Source organism: Sphingomonas sp. PvP056 (assembly GCF_040549155.1).
In the GTDB taxonomy this organism is placed as follows: domain Bacteria; phylum Pseudomonadota; class Alphaproteobacteria; order Sphingomonadales; family Sphingomonadaceae; genus Sphingomonas.
Genome location: NZ_JBEPST010000002.1, coordinates 253,563 through 272,096, shown reverse-complemented (window position 1 = coordinate 272,096; position 18,534 = coordinate 253,563). Strand labels below are relative to the sequence as shown.

At 65.1% G+C, this 18,534-nt stretch carries 18 protein-coding genes; 15 read left to right on the top strand and 3 right to left on the bottom strand.

The window, feature by feature from the left end; genetic code table 11:
* Positions 1-247: 247 nt before the first annotated feature.
* Entirely contained in the window at positions 248-2,887 is a 2,640-nt protein-coding gene (locus ABIC17_RS05540) for a TonB-dependent receptor plug domain-containing protein (RefSeq protein ID WP_354279879.1), read from the bottom strand.
* Positions 2,888-3,417: 530 nt separating this feature from the next.
* On the opposite strand from ABIC17_RS05540, the gene rplU reads away from it, so the two are divergent.
* From rplU to ABIC17_RS05525, 3 genes are all read left to right on the top strand, one after another.
* The gene (gene rplU / locus ABIC17_RS05535) at positions 3,418-3,768 is read left to right on the top strand and encodes a 50S ribosomal protein L21 (protein WP_010162753.1); all 351 of its coding nucleotides are present in this window, start codon (positions 3,418-3,420) and stop codon (positions 3,766-3,768) included.
* A 13-nt stretch (positions 3,769-3,781) separates the two neighbouring features.
* Positions 3,782-4,051 (top strand): 50S ribosomal protein L27, encoded by a 270-nt coding sequence (gene rpmA, locus ABIC17_RS05530; protein ID WP_277968727.1) that lies wholly within the window; start codon positions 3,782-3,784, stop codon positions 4,049-4,051.
* Positions 4,052-4,215: 164 nt separating this feature from the next.
* Positions 4,216-4,752, top strand: a complete 537-nt coding sequence (locus tag ABIC17_RS05525) for a GNAT family N-acetyltransferase (RefSeq protein WP_354279877.1) — start codon at positions 4,216-4,218, stop codon at positions 4,750-4,752.
* A gap of 22 nt (positions 4,753-4,774) precedes the next feature.
* Here ABIC17_RS05525 and ABIC17_RS05520 read toward each other — a convergent pair whose 3' ends face one another.
* Both ABIC17_RS05520 and ABIC17_RS05515 read right to left on the bottom strand, forming a co-directional pair.
* Positions 4,775-5,851, bottom strand: coding sequence for an alpha/beta hydrolase (locus tag ABIC17_RS05520; RefSeq protein ID WP_354279876.1), 1,077 nt, complete (start codon positions 5,849-5,851; stop codon positions 4,775-4,777).
* Between the two features lie 123 nt (positions 5,852-5,974).
* Positions 5,975-6,835 (bottom strand): metal-dependent hydrolase, encoded by an 861-nt coding sequence (locus ABIC17_RS05515; RefSeq protein ID WP_354279874.1) that lies wholly within the window; start codon positions 6,833-6,835, stop codon positions 5,975-5,977.
* Positions 6,836-6,920: 85 nt separating this feature from the next.
* On the opposite strand from ABIC17_RS05515, the gene ABIC17_RS05510 reads away from it, so the two are divergent.
* From ABIC17_RS05510 to ABIC17_RS05455, 12 genes are all read left to right on the top strand, one after another.
* On the top strand, positions 6,921-7,532 hold the full coding sequence (locus tag ABIC17_RS05510; protein ID WP_354279872.1) for a TetR family transcriptional regulator: 612 nt from the start codon (positions 6,921-6,923) through the stop codon (positions 7,530-7,532).
* Between the two features lie 17 nt (positions 7,533-7,549).
* On the top strand, positions 7,550-8,596 hold the full coding sequence (obgE, locus tag ABIC17_RS05505; RefSeq protein WP_354279870.1) for a GTPase ObgE: 1,047 nt from the start codon (positions 7,550-7,552) through the stop codon (positions 8,594-8,596).
* A gap of 53 nt (positions 8,597-8,649) precedes the next feature.
* Complete coding sequence (locus ABIC17_RS05500) at positions 8,650-9,303, top strand: Uma2 family endonuclease (RefSeq protein WP_354279868.1); 654 nt, start codon at positions 8,650-8,652, stop codon at positions 9,301-9,303.
* Complete coding sequence (proB, locus tag ABIC17_RS05495; protein ID WP_354279867.1) at positions 9,267-10,373, top strand: glutamate 5-kinase; 1,107 nt, start codon at positions 9,267-9,269, stop codon at positions 10,371-10,373. The genes ABIC17_RS05500 and proB overlap by 37 nt, the downstream gene beginning before the upstream one ends.
* Positions 10,370-11,284 (top strand): NAD(P)H-binding protein, encoded by a 915-nt coding sequence (locus tag ABIC17_RS05490; RefSeq protein WP_354279865.1) that lies wholly within the window; start codon positions 10,370-10,372, stop codon positions 11,282-11,284. The genes proB and ABIC17_RS05490 overlap by 4 nt, the downstream gene beginning before the upstream one ends.
* Before the next feature lie 59 nt (positions 11,285-11,343).
* Complete coding sequence (locus tag ABIC17_RS05485) at positions 11,344-11,586, top strand: acyl carrier protein (protein ID WP_010162746.1); 243 nt, start codon at positions 11,344-11,346, stop codon at positions 11,584-11,586.
* A 7-nt stretch (positions 11,587-11,593) separates the two neighbouring features.
* Positions 11,594-12,853, top strand: coding sequence for a serine palmitoyltransferase (gene spt, locus ABIC17_RS05480; protein ID WP_354279863.1), 1,260 nt, complete (start codon positions 11,594-11,596; stop codon positions 12,851-12,853).
* 56 nt (positions 12,854-12,909) lie between these two features.
* Positions 12,910-14,862, top strand: a complete 1,953-nt coding sequence (locus ABIC17_RS05475) for an ATP-binding protein (RefSeq protein WP_354279861.1) — start codon at positions 12,910-12,912, stop codon at positions 14,860-14,862.
* 149 nt (positions 14,863-15,011) lie between these two features.
* Positions 15,012-16,205, top strand: coding sequence for an LPS export ABC transporter permease LptF (lptF, locus tag ABIC17_RS05470; protein ID WP_354279860.1), 1,194 nt, complete (start codon positions 15,012-15,014; stop codon positions 16,203-16,205).
* A complete protein-coding gene (gene lptG, locus ABIC17_RS05465; RefSeq protein ID WP_354279859.1) occupies positions 16,202-17,296 on the top strand; it encodes an LPS export ABC transporter permease LptG in 1,095 nt (364 codons plus the stop codon). The genes lptF and lptG overlap by 4 nt, the downstream gene beginning before the upstream one ends.
* A gap of 102 nt (positions 17,297-17,398) precedes the next feature.
* Positions 17,399-18,199: a uroporphyrinogen-III C-methyltransferase gene (gene cobA, locus ABIC17_RS05460; RefSeq protein ID WP_354279857.1), complete on the top strand. Its 801-nt coding sequence runs from the start codon at positions 17,399-17,401 to the stop codon at positions 18,197-18,199.
* Positions 18,196-18,492 (top strand): DUF2849 domain-containing protein, encoded by a 297-nt coding sequence (locus tag ABIC17_RS05455; RefSeq protein WP_354279855.1) that lies wholly within the window; start codon positions 18,196-18,198, stop codon positions 18,490-18,492. Before cobA ends, ABIC17_RS05455 begins: the two co-directional genes overlap by 4 nt.
* The last annotated feature ends 42 nt before the right edge of the window (positions 18,493-18,534 follow it).

Sequence of the window (18,534 nt, the reverse complement as noted above, 5' to 3'; positions counted from 1 at the left end):
GCGGGAGCGGGATGGCGCCGGTCTAACGCGCCTCCCCAATTTCCGCTTACTTCCCCGGCGAAGGCCGGGGCCCAGTCGAGAAACGGTAGAATGCGGGCACGGCGCATCGTTACCTCGGCCATTCCGACTGGGCCCCGGCCTTCGCCGGGGAAGCAGGTATTAAATCACGTCGGAAATGCTTAGCGTCCGGGCACGCTCCTCTCGACGCGAGAACCCCGGGACGCGCTGATGCCCCGGGAACCCAACCTCAATATTTCACGCGAAGCCGCGTGTAGTAAAAGCCGCCGTTGAACCCGAACGGCCCCCCGTTGCGGGCATAGACCTGCCCGTCCGACGTTCCCCCGGTCAGCGGGTACAATTGCACCGTCGACGTCGCCTTCAGCCGGTCCGGCTTCTCGTCGAGGAAGTTCTGCGCGCCGATCGCCAGCGTGAAGTGCTTGGCGAAGGTGTAGTTTAGCTCGAGGTCGGTCACGAACTTGCCCCGGAAGGTCTGGTTCGCGACGCCGTTGGTCTGGCCATAATCCTGCGCGCTGGTCCAGGAGCTGTAATAGTTCTCGCGCACGGTGAAGCCGAAGTCGCCCAGCGTCAGCCCGGAATTGAACACGATTCGGTGCTTCGGTGCGAGGTTCTCGGCGTCGATCAGCTGCGCAACGCTGACCACGCGGGCATCGGACCCGGTCACCTTGGTCTTGTTGTAGTTATAGGCGAGCGAGAAATTGAGCTGCGCCTCGCTGACCCGGGCACGATAGGTCGCGACCACGTCGACGCCGCGCGTCCGTGTGCGGAAGCCGTTGGTGAAATACTGCACCTGCCCCCCGACCCCGACCGGCAGCAGCGCGGGTTGCGCCGCCAGATCCGCTGCGCTGACGATGAAGGGCGACGTCAGGCCGATTCGATCGCGCAGGTTGATCTGATAGGCATCGACCGTGATCGTCATCGCACGCAACGGCTCCAGGACGAACCCTAGGCCGTAATTGGTCGACTTTTCCGGGCTCAGCGTCGTCGCGCCATAATATTGCGCGACCGCATTGTTGGTCGGATAGGTCCCGCTCTGGAACGCGACGCCATTGTTGAACGAGGTCGTGACGATCGAGACGTTCGCCTGCCCCGGGGATGGCGCATGGAAGCCCGTGCCGAAGCTGCCGCGCACCGACAGCGCGTCCACCAGCTTGTAGAGCGCGTTGACCTTGCCGACCCAGGCATCGCCGAACGTGTTGTAATGTTCGTATCGCCCCGCAGCCCCCACGGTGAACGCCTCGGTAATGTCGGTTTCCAGCCCGACATAAGCGCCGAAGTTCTCCTGGCTGAACTTGCCTGCGGTGCTCGGGCTCGTGCCGGCATAGCCGCTTGCCCCCACGCCTTGCGCGGCGCTTGTGCCCGAGAAGGCATACACCCCCGGCGCGGTCTGCGTGTAGAGTTGTTGCGCGACGGCATAGGGTCCAGCCCCATAGGATTGCGCGTCACCTGCGGTCTGTTCGTAGGTTTCCTTGCGGAATTCGCCACCGGCCGAGATCGTCAGCGGGCTGGCGAGCCCGAGGTCGGCGGCATAGGTGAAGTCCGCGTTGAAGTTCATCTCGTTCTGAATGAGATCGCCGAACTCGAAGCGCGTCTGCGTCTGCGGGCCGTAGGAGAAGTTCGCCGAATCATACATCGACAGCGACATGGTGTTGCGCGCCAGCGTGCCCGATACGTCATAGCTGAACTTGCCTGCCGTGCCCTTGTAGCCGAGCACGCCGTACAATTCCTCGGTCTTGCCAACGAAGCGCGGGGTGAAACCTGCCGGATAAAGCTGGCCGAAGCGGAAGGTGTTGGTGTCACGGACAAATCCACCCGCCGGGCAGGTCGCGTTGCCTGCCGGGCACGCCGTCAGGAAGAAGGTGTTGTTGAACGCGCCATTGGCGCCCTGATTGCGCACCACGCCGTTCGAATCGACCGCCGTGCTCGACACCGAAGCGCGATAGTTGAAGCTCTGGTTGCCCTCCCTGTTCGCGTAATTGCCGAAGAAGTAGATCTTGCTCGAGTCGGTCACGTTGAGCGCCGCGTTGACCACGCCTTTATAGGCTTTCGACGGCGAGCTGCCCCAGATCTGCACCGGCAGCGGATAGTTGGGCAATTGCGACGCCAGCGCGGGGAAATTGTTCGCAAAATTGGCAGCGGAGGGGCGCGTCACGCCGCGGCTGGTTTGCCCGTCATCGGTATATTCGCCGGTCAGGTTGATGAAGCCGAAGTCGCGCTTGAACCCGACGTTGCCCGCAATCTGATAGCTTTCGCCGTCGCCGGCGTAATATTGGCCGGCACGCCCGACCAGCTCGATTCCCTGATCCTCGCGCAATCCGTAGTTGAGCACGCCGGCGATCGCGTCCGACCCATATTGCGCGGTCGCGCCTTCGCGCAGCACCTGCAGGCTGCCGATCGCGAGTGATGGGATTGCAGAGATATCAGGTCCCTGCGCGCCACGGCCAAGGCCGGTATCGCTGCCGCCATAGACCTGCACCAGCGCCGACCGGTTATACCGCTTGCCGTTGAGCATCACGAGCACCTGATCGCCCGACAATCCGCGCAGCGAAGGCGACCGAACGAAGGTCGACGCGTCCGAGATCGTATTCTGCCCGACGTAGAAGGACGGGACGATGTTCTTGAGCGCGTCGATCATGTTGGTCGCGGGTTGCGACGTCAGTTCGGCCGAGCTGATCACGTCGACCGGCGACGGCGAATTGGTGAGGGTGCGATCGGTTCGCCTGGTCCCGATCACGACGATGTCATTCGGGGGTACGTCACCGGCACTTGGGTCCGCGGGGTCAGTCTGCGCGATCGCGGGCACAGCTGCAGCCGCGATGGCGGTGTTCGCCTGGTCATTCGTTGCCGCCAGCGCAGGCATCGCCGACATACTCGCGACAAGCGCAAGCGTCGAAATGGAGTGTTTGTAAAGCAAGGAAATCCTCCCAGGGTTCTACAGTTGTCAGGTCATTCATCACCAAAGCTACGCCGCCACAGTAAGTGGCTGACGCAGTTCCCCCTGCCGCAAAACACGACATTCCAGTAATCCTGCCGAACACTTGACACGCATACCTTGACCGGACGCCTTATTTCGCGCCTCAGTCTCTGCCGCCTCGAAAACCTGTGGCGCTTATTACTTCATTGCATCCCGTGGATGCTGATTTGGTAATTGCTCCATCTGTTCCAACACGATGACGCCATAGGTTCTGACGCATTGCAACAAAAAGTTCACCGACCGTCGCAAGAAGGGTCCGAACCGAACCGATTCGTGTGGTCCTATTGCGTTTGTGCAACGCTTTTGGCGGTCATCCGGCGGCCTCGGCGGTTGACACCGCGCCACGCTTGGCATAGCTGGCGCTTCTTTCCCGCGCTCGGCTTGCCGTGGCGTGGAGCACAGGTATTTTGAAGGTGATGAGGGCCATGTTCGCAATCGTGCGCACAGGCGGCAAGCAGTATCGCGTTGCCGCCGGAGACAAGATCGTCGTTGAGAAGCTCGACGGTGAAGCCGGCGCGTCGATCACGCTCGGCGACATTCTGCTGGCGGGCGAAGGCTCGGAGCTGCATTCGGTCGAGGGCCTGACGGTCTCGGCAGAAATCATCGCGCAGGCGAAGGCGGACAAGGTCATCGTCTTCAAGAAGCGTCGCCGTCACAACTATCGCCGCAAGAACGGTCATCGCCAGCGTCACACGATCCTGCGCATCACCGCGATCGGCAACAATGACAAGCAGGCAGCACCGGCCAAGGCCGATGCCCCGGCCGCTCAGGCGTAAGGAGTAGTTCGAGATGGCACATAAGAAAGCAGGCGGCTCTTCGCGCAACGGTCGCGATTCGGCAGGCCGTCGCCTTGGCGTGAAGAAGTTCGGTGGCGAGATCGCCATTCCGGGCAACATTCTCGTGCGTCAGCGCGGCACGAAGTTCTACCCGGGCACCAACGTCGGCATCGGCAAGGATCACACCTTGTTCGCGCTCGTCGAAGGCCGCGTGACCTTCCACCAGGGCAAGCTCGGCCGCAAATTCTGCTCGGTCGAGATGCTGGCGCAAGCCGCAGAATAACGGGCAACCGGACGGGTTGCCCACCAGGGCGACCCGCGTATCCGCAAGGATACCGAAACAAGGGAGACGGGTCGCCCCGGCTCCCTTTTTTCATGGCTCCCTCCCCGCTGTCGCATCCATGTCATCCCGGCATGCGAGCGACGCCGCCTGAGGAGAGTCGTATCATGTTCGCTCGGACTTCGAGATTGACGCTGCGCCCCGGCTGGCCGGAGGACGCCCCCGCGCTGGTCGAAGCGATCGCGCACGAATCGGTCTGCACGATGCTGGCGCGCGCGCCGTGGCCTTACACGCTGACGGATGCCGAGGCGTTTCTGACACTGCCCCGCGACCACCGCAGCCCACGGATGCTGATCCTCGCGCACGGCGGCGCAAAGCCACGGCTCGTCGGAGGAATCGGGTTCACGCAGGACGAATCGGGCCACGAGTTCGGCTATTGGCTGACGCCCGACGCCTGGGGCCGCGGCTACGCCACCGAGGCGGGCCGCGCGGTGATCGACATGGCGCGCCATGCGCTTGGCCTGCGGCATGTCCACGCGGGGCACTTCCACGACAATCCGGGATCGGGCCGGGTGCTGCGCAAGCTCGGCTTCCGCGAAACCGGCGTCGCGCAGCGCGCCTGCCGCGCGCGGGGCGCGGATGTGGCTGGCGTCGACTATGCGCTAGATCTGGCGCCGGCGCAGGCGATGCCGCTGGCGGCGTGATCTGCCTTGGCTGACGGAACTGCTATCGGTGTCCAAGCATACCGAGGTTTCGCAGCCATTGCTTGACCTGTCCCGGCCACTCCCTGGTGATCGGATCGGCGGTCGGTCGCATCCCGAACGCGTGACCGCCTTTCGCATAGAGACGCATGTCCACCGGCACGCCAGCGTCGTTTAACGCCAGCCCATAGGCCATGCCCTGACGCACGTTGTCCGTCGGATCGTTCATCGCGTGGAGGATGAGCGTCGGTGGTGCTTTCGCGCTGATCTTGACCCACGGTTGCAGCTCGAGGTTGTTCTTCCCCTTGCTGCTATCGAGCATCCGCGCCGTATAGGCGACGATCGCAAAATCGGGCCGCGGCGACTGCCGGTCGGCAGCGTCGGTCAGCGGGTATGTACGCTCCTCCGTGTTGCTCATGTTCGCCACGAGATAAGCGCCTGCGGAAAAGCCGATCACACCGATCCTGTGCGGATCGATCCCGTAGCTGGAGGCACGTTCCCGCAACATCCCCATCGCGCGCTGCGCGTCTTCAAGCCCCAGCAGTACCTTCGGCCGCTGCTGCTTTCCGATCGCGTTCTCCCACACTTGCGGTGTCCGATACTTGAGCAGCACGCAGGTCATGCCCTGTCGCACGACCCAGTCGCAGATTTCGGTCCCTTCAAGATCGGTCGCCACGGCGTAAAACCCGCCGCCGGGCAGGACCATCATCGCGGCCCCGGTGTTGCGCCCTTTTGGCCGGTAGATGGTTATGGTCGGTCGGGTGACATAGCTTGCCCAATACCACATCCGTCCACCCACGAGCGGCGAGCCATTACCGGTCGCTTCGGGATGATCGCCCGTGTCGGGCTGTGCCAAAACGACGCTCGCGGGCCAGAGCGGCACCTGTGTTCCACCCGGGGCTGGCTGCCATATCCCCTCGCGTTCCACCTTCGGAACCTGGACCTTTGCAGGCGAACCCTTGAACGTGCTGGCCTCGCCTTGAGCCGCCCCGGCAAAACCAAGAATAAGCAGAACTGGCACGACGAACTGGAACCGCGACAAACCGTCTCTCCTGTCGTGAGGGTGCAACCCACCCATCAGGACTGGCCGGAAGAAGCACAAGCCAAAACTCGTGACCGCTGCCCTCTCCGCGGAGGAGCCACTCGAGCCACTCTCATCTCACTTTAGCGTGACTTATTGCACACCTACGGCTGCAGTACCAATTCGGTCACCGCCCCGCAGAGTTTAGCCCACCACCGCCACGCGCGGCAGCACAGCAGCGGCATAGTCGCTCTCGGCCAGCGCGATCAGCGCGCGGTCGTCATGTTTCCACGGGTGGAAGCCCGGCAGGAAGAACGCGATCCACGCCCCGAGGATCTTGCGCGCCATCCCCGGGCGGCCAAGCGCGTACCACAGGATCCCGCGATGCGCGCGCCAGCCGGTGATCCCGTCCTGCCGCAGCAGCTCGAGCATCCCCTTGTACCGCCCGGCAAAGAACTTCTTGGTCGTCGCCAGCATGACGATCGCCTTGATCAGCCAGCGCCGCCGCCGCGGCCAGTCGCGGGTCGCATGAAGCCAGGTGTCATAGGCGACGCCCTTATGCTCGATCTCCTCCGCGGCATGCCAGCGCCACAACGCCGCCGCCTGTTCGTCGCCCCCCGCGAGATGGCGCGGGTTGGCAATCAGTTCATGCGCCAGCATCGCGGTGAAATGCTCGAGCGCCATCGTCGCAGCGAGCGCACCGATCGGCGGCTTCCCCTTGGTCAGCGCCAGCGCCTCGTCGACATGCTGCTCCAGCAGCCGCGTGTCATAGCCTTGGTCGGCGACATGCCGGTTGAACGCGACATGCTCGCGCGTATGGATCACTTCCTGCTTGATGAACGCCTGAATCTCGGCCCGGAGCCGCGGCGGCGTGCCTTCTCGAAAATTGCGGACACTGTCGACGAAGAACCCTTCGCCCTTCGGAAACGTGACCGACAGCGCATTGTAGAAAGCGGTCGCGAACGGATCGTCGTTGAGCCACCAACGCCGCATCGTTACGCCTCGCCCGAAGCGCAGGTCGCGCGGCGTGATCGTCAGATCGGCGGGACTGGTTGCTTTCGCCACGGAAACCTCCAAACGTTTCTGCAATGCAGCGGACCATAGGATCCGTGACTGCTGACAAGACTGTCAATAGGCGTTACTTACAACCGTGTCAATTATTCGCAAGCGTCTCAGCCCCGAAGAATCGCGCGATGCCGCTATCGACGCTGCACGCGCGCTGTTGATCGAACAGGGGCCGCAAGCCGTCACGCTGAAGGCCGTCGCCGCGCGGATCGGCCGGACCCATGCCAATCTGCTCCACCATTTCGGCTCGGCGGCGGATCTGCAACGCGCGTTGATCACGCATCTGGCCGACACGATCACCGCGCAAATCGGCGATGCCGCCAAGCGCGCCCGCGCAGGCGAAGCGGATCCGCGCGAAGTGGTCGACCTGACCTTCGATGCGTTCGCCAACGGTGCCGGCGCGATGGCCTCGTGGATGATTCTGTCGGGCAACCACGACGCGCTCGATCCGGTGCTGACCGCGATCCACCGGCTCGTCGACGATCTTGCCGAGGGCGATGCGGCAGGCAAAGCGATCCATGAGGAAACGCTCCAACTGGTGCTGATGGCGATGGGCGATGCGCTGCTCGGGCGGGCAATGGCGAATGCGCTCGGCCTGCCGCCGGAGACCGCGCGCACGATAGCGACTCGTGCACTGATTGCGTCGCGCAGTGGCGAATCGGAAGCCGACTCGGCTAGTCTGGCTAAAATCGCGTAATCCGCTAAGGAGCGGCCATGCATTTTCTTGACCAAGCAAAGATCTTCGTCCGATCGGGCGCGGGCGGCCCCGGCGCCGTCAGTTTCCGGCGCGAGAAGTTCATCGAATATGGCGGCCCCGACGGCGGCAACGGCGGCAAGGGTGGCGACATCATTTTCGAGGCCGTCCCCGGCCTGAACACGCTGATCGACTTCCGCTACACCCAGCATTTCCGCGCCCCGCGCGGTAATGGCGGGTCGGGTTCGAACCGCACCGGCGCTGGCGGCGACGACCTCATCATCCGCGTGCCGGTCGGGACACAGGTCCTGGCCGAAGACCAGGAAGAAGTGCTCGCCGATTTCACCGTACCGGGCGAGCGAGTCGTGTTCCTGCGCGGCGGCGATGGCGGACGCGGCAACGCGACCTACAAGACCTCGACCAACCGCGCCCCGCGCCAGCACGGCACCGGCTGGCCCTCGCAGGAAATGTATGTCTGGCTGCGGTTGAAGCTGCTTGCCGATGCCGGGCTCGTTGGCTTGCCCAATGCGGGCAAATCCACCTTCATCAATGCCGTCACCAACGCGCAGGCAAAGGTCGGCGCCTATCCGTTCACGACCGTCCGCCCGCAATTGGGCGTGGTCAGCCGCTATAATCGCGAATTCGTAATCGCGGACATTCCCGGCCTGATCGAGGGCGCGGCGGATGGTGCGGGGATCGGCGACCGCTTCCTCGGGCATATCGAGCGGTGCAAGGTGCTGCTCCATCTGGTCGATGCGACCGAGGATAACCCTGTGGATAACTACAGGATCGTCCGTGGAGAACTCGAGGCATACGGCGCGGGGCTTGTGGATAAGCCGCAGGTGATCGGCCTCAACAAGATCGACGCGCTCGACCCGGCGGACGTCAAGAAGCTGATCACCAAGCTCAAGCGCGCGAGCAAGGCGGAGGTCCTGCCGATGTCGGGCGCGAGCGGTGATGGGATCGATGCGGTCCTCAACCGGCTGATCGAGGCGATCGGCCCAGCGGAGACCGTGGCGAAGCGTGCGGACGGCAGCGACGAACCGGCGGAGTGGTCGCCGGTTTGAGGAGGACGGGCCACCGTCTATGACGGGCGGGTCGCAGGTGGTATGATGCCGCCATGCGACCCGACCCCGCCTATCGAAAGATTACGGCCGACGAATTCCTCGCGATGGAGTTCGGCACGGATCGCAAGTTCGAGCTTGCCGATGGTGTGATCGTGATGATGGCGGGCGGCACTGAGCCCCACGCCTGGGTTCAGGGGAACATCTTCGTCTGGCTGCGGATGAAGTTGAAGGGGACGCGGTGCCGCCCCTACGGCCCCGACATGGCGGTCCGGATCACCGAGACCGACGTGCGCTACCCCGACGTCAGCATCTTCTGCGATCAGCGCCCGCGCGACGAGTTGACCGAGGTGCGGGCGTTGTCGGACCCGACGGTAGTAATCGAAGTCCTTTCGCCCAGCACCACGACGCTCGATCAGGGGACCAAGCTCGATCTGTACGAAACGCTGCCCAGCATTCGCACCATCGTGTTCGTGGATCCGATCAACGAGATGGTTCGCACGCGGGAACGCATGGCGATGGGGTGGTATGAGCAGATGTTCTCCGCGCAAACGGGGATCGTTATCCCCACCCTCGGCATCACCATCCCCCACGACGAGATCTTCGCGCGCGACCGATCCCCGGCCAAGGGGCATTGGCGCAGCGCCCCTGCCACGCTAACGCAAACCCACGCATGCCCGTCTTCCCGCCCCCCTCCTGCCCACGCCTGATCGTCAAGGTCGGCTCCGCGCTGCTCGTCGCGCCTGATGGAACGGTGCGGCGCGAGTGGCTCGAAGGGCTGGTCGCCGACATCGCCGACCGTGCCCGCGCCGGGCAACAGGTCGCGGTCGTCTCCTCCGGCGCAATCGCGCTCGGCGCGCGCCGGCTCGGCCTTGTCAAGGGTGGCCGTGCCAGCCTCGAGGATGCGCAGGCCGCCGCCGCGACCGGCCAGATCGCGCTCAGCCAGGTCTGGGCCGAAATGCTCGCCGCGCAGGGGCTGACCGCCGCGCAGATGCTGGTGACGCTTGACGATCTGGAAGACCGCCGACGCTATCTCAACGCCGCCGCCACGCTCGGTCGGTTGCTGTCGCTCGGCGTCGTGCCCGTCATCAATGAGAATGACAGCGTCGCCACCGAGGAAATCCGCTTCGGTGACAACGATCGGCTCGCCGCGCGCGTCGCGCAGGCGGCGGGCGCACAGGGTGTCGTCCTGCTGAGCGACATCGACGGCCTGTACGATCGCAACCCGGCGCTGCCTGATGCCAACCACATCGCGCGGATCGAGCGGATCGACACCGCAATCGAGGCGATGGCGGACCGCGGCTCGGCGTCGGGCATGGGCAGCGGCGGGATGGTGTCCAAGATCGCAGCCGCCCGGATCGCCAACGCAGCGGGCGCGACGCTCGCGATCGTCAGCGGCAAGATCGACCATCCGCTCTCCACACCCGCCCGCCACAGCGTGTTCCTCCCCGAAAAGAGCGCACCCGCGCGCAAGGCGTGGCTCGCAGGCGGTCTGACCGCGATGGGTGAGATCACGATCGATGCAGGCGCGATCGCCGCGCTCCGGAACGGCAAGAGCCTGCTCGCGGCGGGGGCAACTCGCGTCGCGGGAACCTTCGCGCGGGGCGACCTTGTCACGGTCATGGACCCGGATGGCCGCACCCTCGCGCGCGGCCTCAGCGAATATCACGCCGCCGAGGCCGCTGCGATCATTGGCCTGCGCAGCGAGGCGCAAGCCGCCATTCTCGGCTACGCGCCCCGCGCCGCGCTGATCCACCGCAATCATATGGCGCTGCTATGACCTCCAAAATCCTCGCCATCACCGGCGGCACCGGCTTCGTCGGCAGCCGGCTGATCAATCTCGCACTCGCCCGAGGACACACCGTCCGCGCGCTGACCCGACGCGCGCAGCCCGATCGCGCGGGCGTCACTTGGGTCTCCGGCGCGCTCGACACGCCCGATGCACTCACCACCCTCATTACGGGCTCGGACGCGGTGCTGCACGTCGCCGGCGTGGTCAACGCGCCCGATCGCGCGGGGTTTGTCGCCGGAAACATTACCGGCACGCAAGCCGTGGTCGATGCAGCAATGTGCGCAGGGGTCCGTCGGTTCGTCCATGTCTCCTCGCTAGCTGCGCGCAAGCCCGACATCTCGATCTACGGCTGGTCCAAGCGCGAGGCCGAAACCGTCGTCGCGGCCTCCACGCTCGACTGGACGATGGTTCGCCCCCCGGCGATCTACGGTCCCGGCGACATGGAGATGCGCGACCTGTTCCGCATGGCGAGCAAAGGGGTCGCCTTGCTGCCCCCCGGCGGTCGCCTGTCGGTGATCGAGGTCGGCGATATCGCGATGCTGCTGCTCGCGGTCGCGGAGACCGATCCGGGCAAACTGATCCTGGAGCCTGACGATGGTCGTCCGGACGGCTGGAGCCATGCCGAACTGCTCAGCGCGATGGGCATCGCCTCGGGCCGCAAACGCGTCGTGCCGATCGCCCTCCCCCGCTTCGTCCTCGATCTGATCGCGCGCGGCGACACGCTGCTGCGCGGCAAGGCCGCGAAACTGACGCACGACCGCGTCGGCTACATGTGCCATCCCGACTGGACGATCGACCCGGCCAAGCGCCCATCCTCCGATCTATGGACTCCGCAAGTGCCGACCGCGCAGGGCCTCGCCGACACCGCGGCATGGTATCGCGCGAACGGCTTGCTATAGGCGGTGCATAAAGCCGCCGCATTTTCCCGGCAAAGCGTACCCAGTTTCAAGGACCGAGCATGAGCGACCGCCAATCCATCTACGACACCGTCACCGCGCAGATCGAGCCGTTCAACAAGAAGGGCGTGACGCTGAGCGACGCGACGACCTTCCAGGGCGATCTCGAATGGGACAGCCTGACCGTGATGGATTTCGTCGCCGCGATCGAGGACGAGTTCGACATCATCATCACGATGAACATGCAGGCCGAAATTGAGACCGTCGGCCAGCTCGTCGACGCCGTCGCCAAGCTCAAGGGCTGATTTTACGATGACCGAAGCCGCTGCCACCGCCCACGCGCTCGCCGAACCCGAGACCGTCGCACCTGAGCGCGACCTGATGAGCAAGTTCGACGGCCTGATCGCAGAACGCCAGGCGCTCAAGGATACCGGCGTGCGCGACCCGTTCGCGATCGTGATGGACGAAGTCAAATCCCCGACCGAAGCGGTGATCAAGGGTCGCGACACGATCCTGCTCGGCACGTACAATTACATGGGGATGACCTTCGACCCCGACGTGCTCGCGGCGGGCAAGGAAGCGCTCGACAAGTTCGGGTCGGGCACCAACGGCAGCCGGATGCTCAACGGCACCTTCCACGATCATATGGAAGTCGAGCAGGCACTGCGCGATTTCTACGGCGTCAGCGGCGCGATCGTCTTCTCGACAGGCTATATGGCGAACCTCGGGATGATCTCGACGCTCGTCGGCAAGGGCGAGTACATCATCCTCGACGCGGACAGCCATGCGTCGATCTACGACGGCTGCAAGCAGGGCAATGCCGAGATTGTCCGCTTCCGCCACAATGACGTCGCGGATCTCGACAAGCGCCTCGGCCGCCTGCCCAAGGAAGCCGGCAAGCTCGTCATCCTCGAGGGCGTCTATTCGATGCTCGGCGATATCGCCCCGCTGAAGGAAATGGTCGCGATCGCCAAGAAGCACGGCGCGATGGTGCTGTCGGACGAGGCGCATTCGATGGGCTTCTTCGGCCCGAACGGGCGCGGCGTGTATGAGGACCAGGGCTGCGAGGCGGACGTCGATTTCATCATCGGCACCTTCTCCAAGTCGGTCGGCACGGTCGGCGGGTTCTGTGTCTCGAATCACCCGAAGTTCGAGGCGATCCGCATGGCGTGCCGCCCGTACATCTTCACCGCATCGCTCCCCCCCTCGGTGGTGGCGACCGCAGCAACCTCGATCCGCAAGCTGATGCATGCGCACGACAAGCGCCGCCAGCTGTGGGAAAACGCGCGTGCGCTGCATGGCGGGCTGAAGGCGTTGGGGTTCCACCTCGGCACCGAGACGCCACAGTCGGCAATCCTCGCGATCATCCTGGAAGACCAGACCCAGGCAGTCGCGATGTGGCAGTCGCTGCTCGAGGGCGGCCTGTACGTCAATATGGCGCGCCCCCCCGCGACTCCGGCGGGCACATATCTCCTGCGTTGCTCGCTTTGTGCCGAGCATACGCCCGCGCAAATCGCCACCGTCCTGAAGATGTTCGAGGCAGCAGGACGCGCGACCGGCGCCATTGCCTGATCGTTACGGGCGCAACGCCCCTATCAACCGGTCATTCCATTCGCTAAGCTGATGGAATGATCGGGGACTTCGGCGAAACCGAGGAGGGCACGACGTCAGGCACGACGTGGCGTTCCTTTACGCTGGTCGTGATGGCCGTGCTGGGCGTGCTCGTTCTCGTCGCGCTTGGCCTCACGCTGCGGGACGCGGATCGGCAGCGCGATCGCGCGCTGACGCTCCAGAAGCATAGCTACGACGTTATGATCCTCACGGCGAACCTCGCCGGCACGCTCGCCCGGGCCGAGGCGTCGCTTGGCCGTTATGTCATCAGCCTCGACGATCATGTAGGCCGGGCCTATTCCGCCGACTGGCAATTGGCATCGCAGCAGATCAGCCGTCTCAAACGGATCACGCACGACAACCCCCGCCAGCAGGTTGCGATCGAGGCATTGCGCAACGCCTTCAGGGTGCGCAGCACCGAACTCGACGCCATCGCGCTCAACACGTTCTACAAGCGCAATACCCAGGCGCTGGGGCTTTACTACAAGGTGCGGCAGACGCCCGCGCGCGATGCGATCGACCGGTTGCTGACCTTGATCGGTGACCAGGAACGCACCGTGCTCGAACAGCGCGGCGGGGCGGCGCTCAAATCGGTTGCGCGGTCCAGCAAGATTGCGAGCGCGCTCGGGGTGTTCGGCGTCCTGATCCTGCTCGGTGCGCTGGCGATGGGCTGGCTGACCGTCGCCGCGCTCGGCCAAAGCGCCGCGGCCCGCGCCGAAGCCGAATCGGAGCGAGACCGCGCGATCGAACTGGAAGCCGCGGTCGCCAAGGCCTCGGCCGAATTGCTCGCGCAGGAAGCAAAACTGCGACAAGTCCAGAAGCTCGAAGCCGTCGGTCAATTGACGGGCGGGATCGCGCATGACTTCAACAACATGCTCGCGGTCGTCATCGGCGGGCTGGAACTTGCCCGGCGGCATGTCGACGACGATCCCGCCGCCACCCAGCGCCACATCGCCAGCGCAGCCGAAGGCGCAGACCGTGCCGCGGCACTGACCCGCCGCCTGCTCGCCTTCTCCCGCGAAGAATCACTCCGGTCCGAAACGCTCGACCCCGCGGTGTTGATCGGCGGCATGTCCGATCTGCTCGACCGGACGCTGGGCGACGGCGTGGTGGTATCGGTCCGCGCCGATGCCGCGCGCGGCTGGATGGTCCGGTCCGATCGCCTCCAGTTCGAGAATGCGGTGCTCAACCTCGCCGTCAACGCGCGCGACGCAATGGACGGGCGTGGCGGCCTCTCCATCGCGGTGACCCACGTGACGTTGCTCCAGGGGGAGATCGGCACGTGCCGCACGGGCGAGTATATCGCGCTTGCGGTGTCGGATTCAGGATGCGGCATGTCTCCCGATCTCGCGGAACGCGTGTTCGAACCGTTCTTCACCACCAAGCCTTCGGGCAAGGGAACCGGACTCGGGCTCAGCCAGGTGTTCGCCTTCGTGCGACAGGCGGACGGCGAGGTCCTGCTCGAATCGGTCGTCGGCAAGGGAACGACGGTCACGCTGTACCTGCCCCGTCACATCGCGGAGGACGACACCAGCAGCGCACCCGCGCCGGTTGTTGCAATCGAGGACGAACGCTCAGGGCTCGACATCTTCGTGGTGGAGGATGACCCGCGCGTGCTCAACGCGACGATGGGCGCGCTCGAGGAACTCGGGCACCGTGCGATCGCCTGCGACGACCCGATCGCGGCCCCCGCAGTGCTTGCCGGCCTTGGCAGCATCGACCTGATCATTTCGGACGTGCTGATGCCCGGCCGCACCGGCCCCGAACTGATCGCCACCGTCGCGCCACAGCGTCCGAACATGGCGGTGCTGTTCGTGACCGGATACGCCGGAGACGCCGGCGGCGAGGCGGAATTCGGCGGGCGGCACGTTTTGCGCAAGCCGTTCACGCTCGCGGGGCTGGCGCAGGCGATCGACGCCGCGGTGCAGGACCGCCCGTCGCATTCCCCCCACAGCATCGCCGCGGAATGATCCCCAGACGCTGCGGCCAGCACTGCCCGCCGAAACGACCGGCATGAGGGATTGAGCGCAAAGCTTTGGGTAGCTCAGCCGCGAACGTCGCGATATAGCCGGGACCACGCCCGGCATCCGCCTGGGCCAGAGGCGTCCCCCCAGCCATCATGAAGTCCATCGACCGCTACATGGCCCGGCTTATCGCGGTGCCGCTGTTCTCGACGCTGATCATCTCCGCGATGCTGCTGGTGCTCGACCGGATGCTGCGCCTGTTCGACTTCGTCGCAACAGAAGGCGGACCGGTCAGCGTCGTGTGGCGGATGCTCGCCAACCTGCTCCCTGAATATCTCGGGCTCGGCATCCCGATCGGGCTAATGCTCGGCATCCTGCTCGCCTTCCGCAAGCTCGCGACTTCGTCCGAACTGGACGTCATGCGCGCCGTCGGCATGAGCTATCCGCGGCTGCTGCGCGTACCGTACATGTATGCGATCGCGCTCGGCGCGATCAACCTGGCGATCGTCGGCTTCGTCCAGCCCGATGCGCGCTATGCTTACGAGAAGCTGCGCTACGAATTGCGCACCGGCGCACTGGGCGCGTCGATCAAGGTCGGCGAGTTCACCCACTTCGGCAGCGACATGACGCTGCGGATCGAAGAAAGCCACGAGTCGGGCCGCCGCCTGTCGGGCATCTTCCTGCGCCGTGACGACAAGAAGGGCGGGTCGATCGCGATCACCGCGGCGGGCGGGCAGTTTTTCGCAACCGACAATCCCGACGAGATCATCTTCCGGCTCGATCAGGGCACGCTGGTGCGCACCGAGGCCAAGGTACCGACGCCGCGCGTGCTCCGCTTCACCGTGTTCGACTTGCCGATCCCGCTGCCCAAGACCGAGAATTTCCGGGTCCGAGGGGCCGAGAACCTCGAACGCACCCTGCCCGAGCTTGCCCGCATCGGCCGGGATCGCGACGCCCCGAGCCAGCTGCGCAATACCAGCCGCGCCGCCTTCCACTTCCGCACCGCGGAAGTGCTGACGATCCTGTTGCTCCCGCTCCTCGCAATCTCGCTCGGCGTCCCGCCCAAGCGCTCGACCTCGGCGCTGGGGGTTTTCCTGTCGATCATCATGATCGTCGCCTATCACAAGGTGAACGAATACGCCCAGGCGGTCGGCGGTCTCGGCAAGATCGACCCGCTGGTCGCGATCTGGGTGCCGTTCGTGGTGTTCGCGGGGCTGACGCTCTGGATGTTCTACACCGTCGCCTTCGTCCCAGGCGGACAACCGATCGGCGCGCTCGAACGCGTTTTCGCCAAGCTCGGCAAGGCGATCCTCAAGCTCATTCCCGGCCGCCGGGAGAAAGCCGCATGATCCTCGATCTCTTCCCGTCGCGGACGGTCGCGATCTACATGGGCCGGATGTTCCTGATCCGCACCTTCGCGGTGCTCGCGATGCTCGTGCTGATCCTCCAGGCGCTCGATCTTCTCACCGAATCAGGCCATATCCTTGCGCAACCGGGGAATGGCCAGTCGCAGATCTGGACATATCTGACGCTGCGCATCCCGGAGATCGTCGCGCAGTTCCTGCCCTTCTCGGTCCTGCTCGGCACGATCATCACGCTGTCGACGCTCAACCAGAACAGCGAAGTCATCGCGCTCAAGGCATCCGGCCTGTCCGCGCATCAAGTGCTGGCCCCGTTGCTGATCACCAGCCTGGGTGTCGCGATCATTTCCTTCACCTTCAACGACCGCGTCGTCAGCCGCGCGACCGCGACGCTCGATTCGTGGCAGAAGGTGTCCTACGGGCCGATGCCGGTGGACCGGGGCGACCGAACCAACGTCTGGGTCCGCGACGGCGACGATCTGATCCAGGTCGAACGCGTCAGCGGAATTGGCGCAAAGGCGCGCCTGACCAACGTCACGCTGTTCGATCGCACCAACGGGTCGCTAGTCGCGGTCGTTACCGGCGGGACCGGGGTCCGCGAGGGCAACGGGTGGCGATTGACCCCCGCCGCGCGCTTCGACGTAGTGACGGGCAAGAAGCAACCACTTGCCACGACCGTCATCGGCGACGGGGTTCGTCCGGATCAATTCACCTTGTCGACGATCGACGCGGGGGGCCTGTCGTTCGGGGCATTGCGCTCCGCGATCGCGGACCTGCGCGCCGGGGGACGGCCGACCAAGGCGCTGGAGGGCGCGATGTGGCACAAGCTGTCCGCGCCGCTGTCGTCGATCCTGATGCCGTTGCTCGGTGCTGTCGCCGCCTTCGGTCTTGCGCGATCGGGCAAGCTGTTCGTCCGTGCGGTGATCGGGATGATGCTCGGCTTCCTCTACTTCGTCGCGGACAATTTCGCGCTTGCGATGGGGAATATCGGTGCCTACCCGCCCTTCCTCGCGGCCTGGGCACCGTTCCTGCTGTTCTTCATGATCGGCGAAGCGGTTCTGATCCGTACCGAGGAGTAACGCGGCCGGCGCTCCGGAGCGCCGGTCGTACGAAAGATTGCCTACCCCCCGACAAAGCATCCTTGAATTGCCGTGGCGCTTGGTCCAGCCCATCTGACAGCGATGGCAAGACTTCTTGATCCTACCGCCCGCGGGCGAGTCATTCTTGTCGGTGCCGGGCCGGGCGACCCTGGCCTGCTTACCGTGCGCGCGGTCGAGGCACTGAAGGCGGCGGACGTCGTCATCCATGACGGGCTGATCGACCCCCGCGTTCTCGACATCGCACCACCGCAAGCACAGCGCATTTCGGTCGCCAAGAAGCGCGCACGCCACACGTTACCGCAGGAAGCAATCAACGCCCTGCTGGTCGAGCACGGGAAGGCCGGCAGCGTCGTCGTGCGACTGAAAGGCGGCGACCCGTTCATTTTTGGGCGCGGCGGCGAAGAGGTCGAGGCTGTGCGTGCTGCCGGATTGCTGGTCGAGGTCATCCCCGGCGTGTCCGCGGCGCTCGGTTGCTCCGCGCAAGTGATGCTGCCCCTCACCCATCGCGATTATTCCAGCGCGGTCAGCTTTGTCGCAGGCCAGTGCAAAGGGCTTGCCGAGCAGGATTGGTCGGGGCTGGCCGGCAAGGGCCGTACGCTCGTCATCTACATGGGGGTCGCAACCGCGCCCGACATCGCGGACAAGCTGATGTCTGACGGCGTCGCACCCGAGATGCCGGTTGCCGTGCTCGAGCGTGGGACGCTGGAGGGCCACCGCGCCATCCGCACCTTGCTCGCCGACCTCGGCGCGATGGTCGAGCGCGAGGCGGTTGCATCGCCCGCGATCATCATCGTCGGCGAAGTCGTCGAACTGTCCGACGCGGAAGACAAATTGGGTTCCTGGGCACGAATCGCCGGGACATTGGCGGAGACTGCTGCGTGAAACTGCTGACCGGAAATGATCTGCCGACGGGTGATGTGATCTGGTGGACCGGCAACGGCTGGTCGCGCCATGTCGAGGACGCCGGTGACGTCGCCGACCAGGGCGAGAGCATCGCGCGTGTCGAAGAAGGCGCGCGGCATGTGACCGGCCCCTATGTGATCGACGCGACGATGACCCCCGAGGGCCCCCGCCCCGCGCACATCAAGGACCGCGTTCGTGCGCTGGGTCCGACGGTGCGGCCCGACCTGACGTTGAAGCCTGCCGACCCGACTGCCGGAAGCTGGGTGATATGATGTTCGGTCCCGCAAACCGATCGTCTTCCCTCTTCGCGGCTT

What these genes read in the sequence shown, in the direction of transcription:
- ABIC17_RS05525 (WP_354279877.1), top strand. Translation starts at nt 4,216, where the DNA reads ATGTTCGCTCGGACTTCGAGATTGACGCTGCGCCCCGGCTGGCCGGAG.
- ABIC17_RS05500 (WP_354279868.1), top strand. Translation starts at nt 8,650, where the DNA reads ATGCGACCCGACCCCGCCTATCGAAAGATTACGGCCGACGAATTCCTC.
- cobA (WP_354279857.1), top strand. Translation starts at nt 17,399, where the DNA reads ATGGCAAGACTTCTTGATCCTACCGCCCGCGGGCGAGTCATTCTTGTC.
- ABIC17_RS05485 (WP_010162746.1), top strand. Translation starts at nt 11,344, where the DNA reads ATGAGCGACCGCCAATCCATCTACGACACCGTCACCGCGCAGATCGAG.
- ABIC17_RS05490 (WP_354279865.1), top strand. Translation starts at nt 10,370, where the DNA reads ATGACCTCCAAAATCCTCGCCATCACCGGCGGCACCGGCTTCGTCGGC.
- rpmA (WP_277968727.1), top strand. Translation starts at nt 3,782, where the DNA reads ATGGCACATAAGAAAGCAGGCGGCTCTTCGCGCAACGGTCGCGATTCG.
- lptF (WP_354279860.1), top strand. Translation starts at nt 15,012, where the DNA reads ATGAAGTCCATCGACCGCTACATGGCCCGGCTTATCGCGGTGCCGCTG.
- obgE (WP_354279870.1), top strand. Translation starts at nt 7,550, where the DNA reads ATGCATTTTCTTGACCAAGCAAAGATCTTCGTCCGATCGGGCGCGGGC.
- rplU (WP_010162753.1), top strand. Translation starts at nt 3,418, where the DNA reads ATGTTCGCAATCGTGCGCACAGGCGGCAAGCAGTATCGCGTTGCCGCC.
- lptG (WP_354279859.1), top strand. Translation starts at nt 16,202, where the DNA reads ATGATCCTCGATCTCTTCCCGTCGCGGACGGTCGCGATCTACATGGGC.
- ABIC17_RS05540 (WP_354279879.1), bottom strand. Translation starts at nt 2,887, where the DNA reads ATGTCGGCGATGCCTGCGCTGGCGGCAACGAATGACCAGGCGAACACC.
- spt (WP_354279863.1), top strand. Translation starts at nt 11,594, where the DNA reads ATGACCGAAGCCGCTGCCACCGCCCACGCGCTCGCCGAACCCGAGACC.
- proB (WP_354279867.1), top strand. Translation starts at nt 9,267, where the DNA reads ATGCCCGTCTTCCCGCCCCCCTCCTGCCCACGCCTGATCGTCAAGGTC.
- ABIC17_RS05475 (WP_354279861.1), top strand. Translation starts at nt 12,910, where the DNA reads ATGATCGGGGACTTCGGCGAAACCGAGGAGGGCACGACGTCAGGCACG.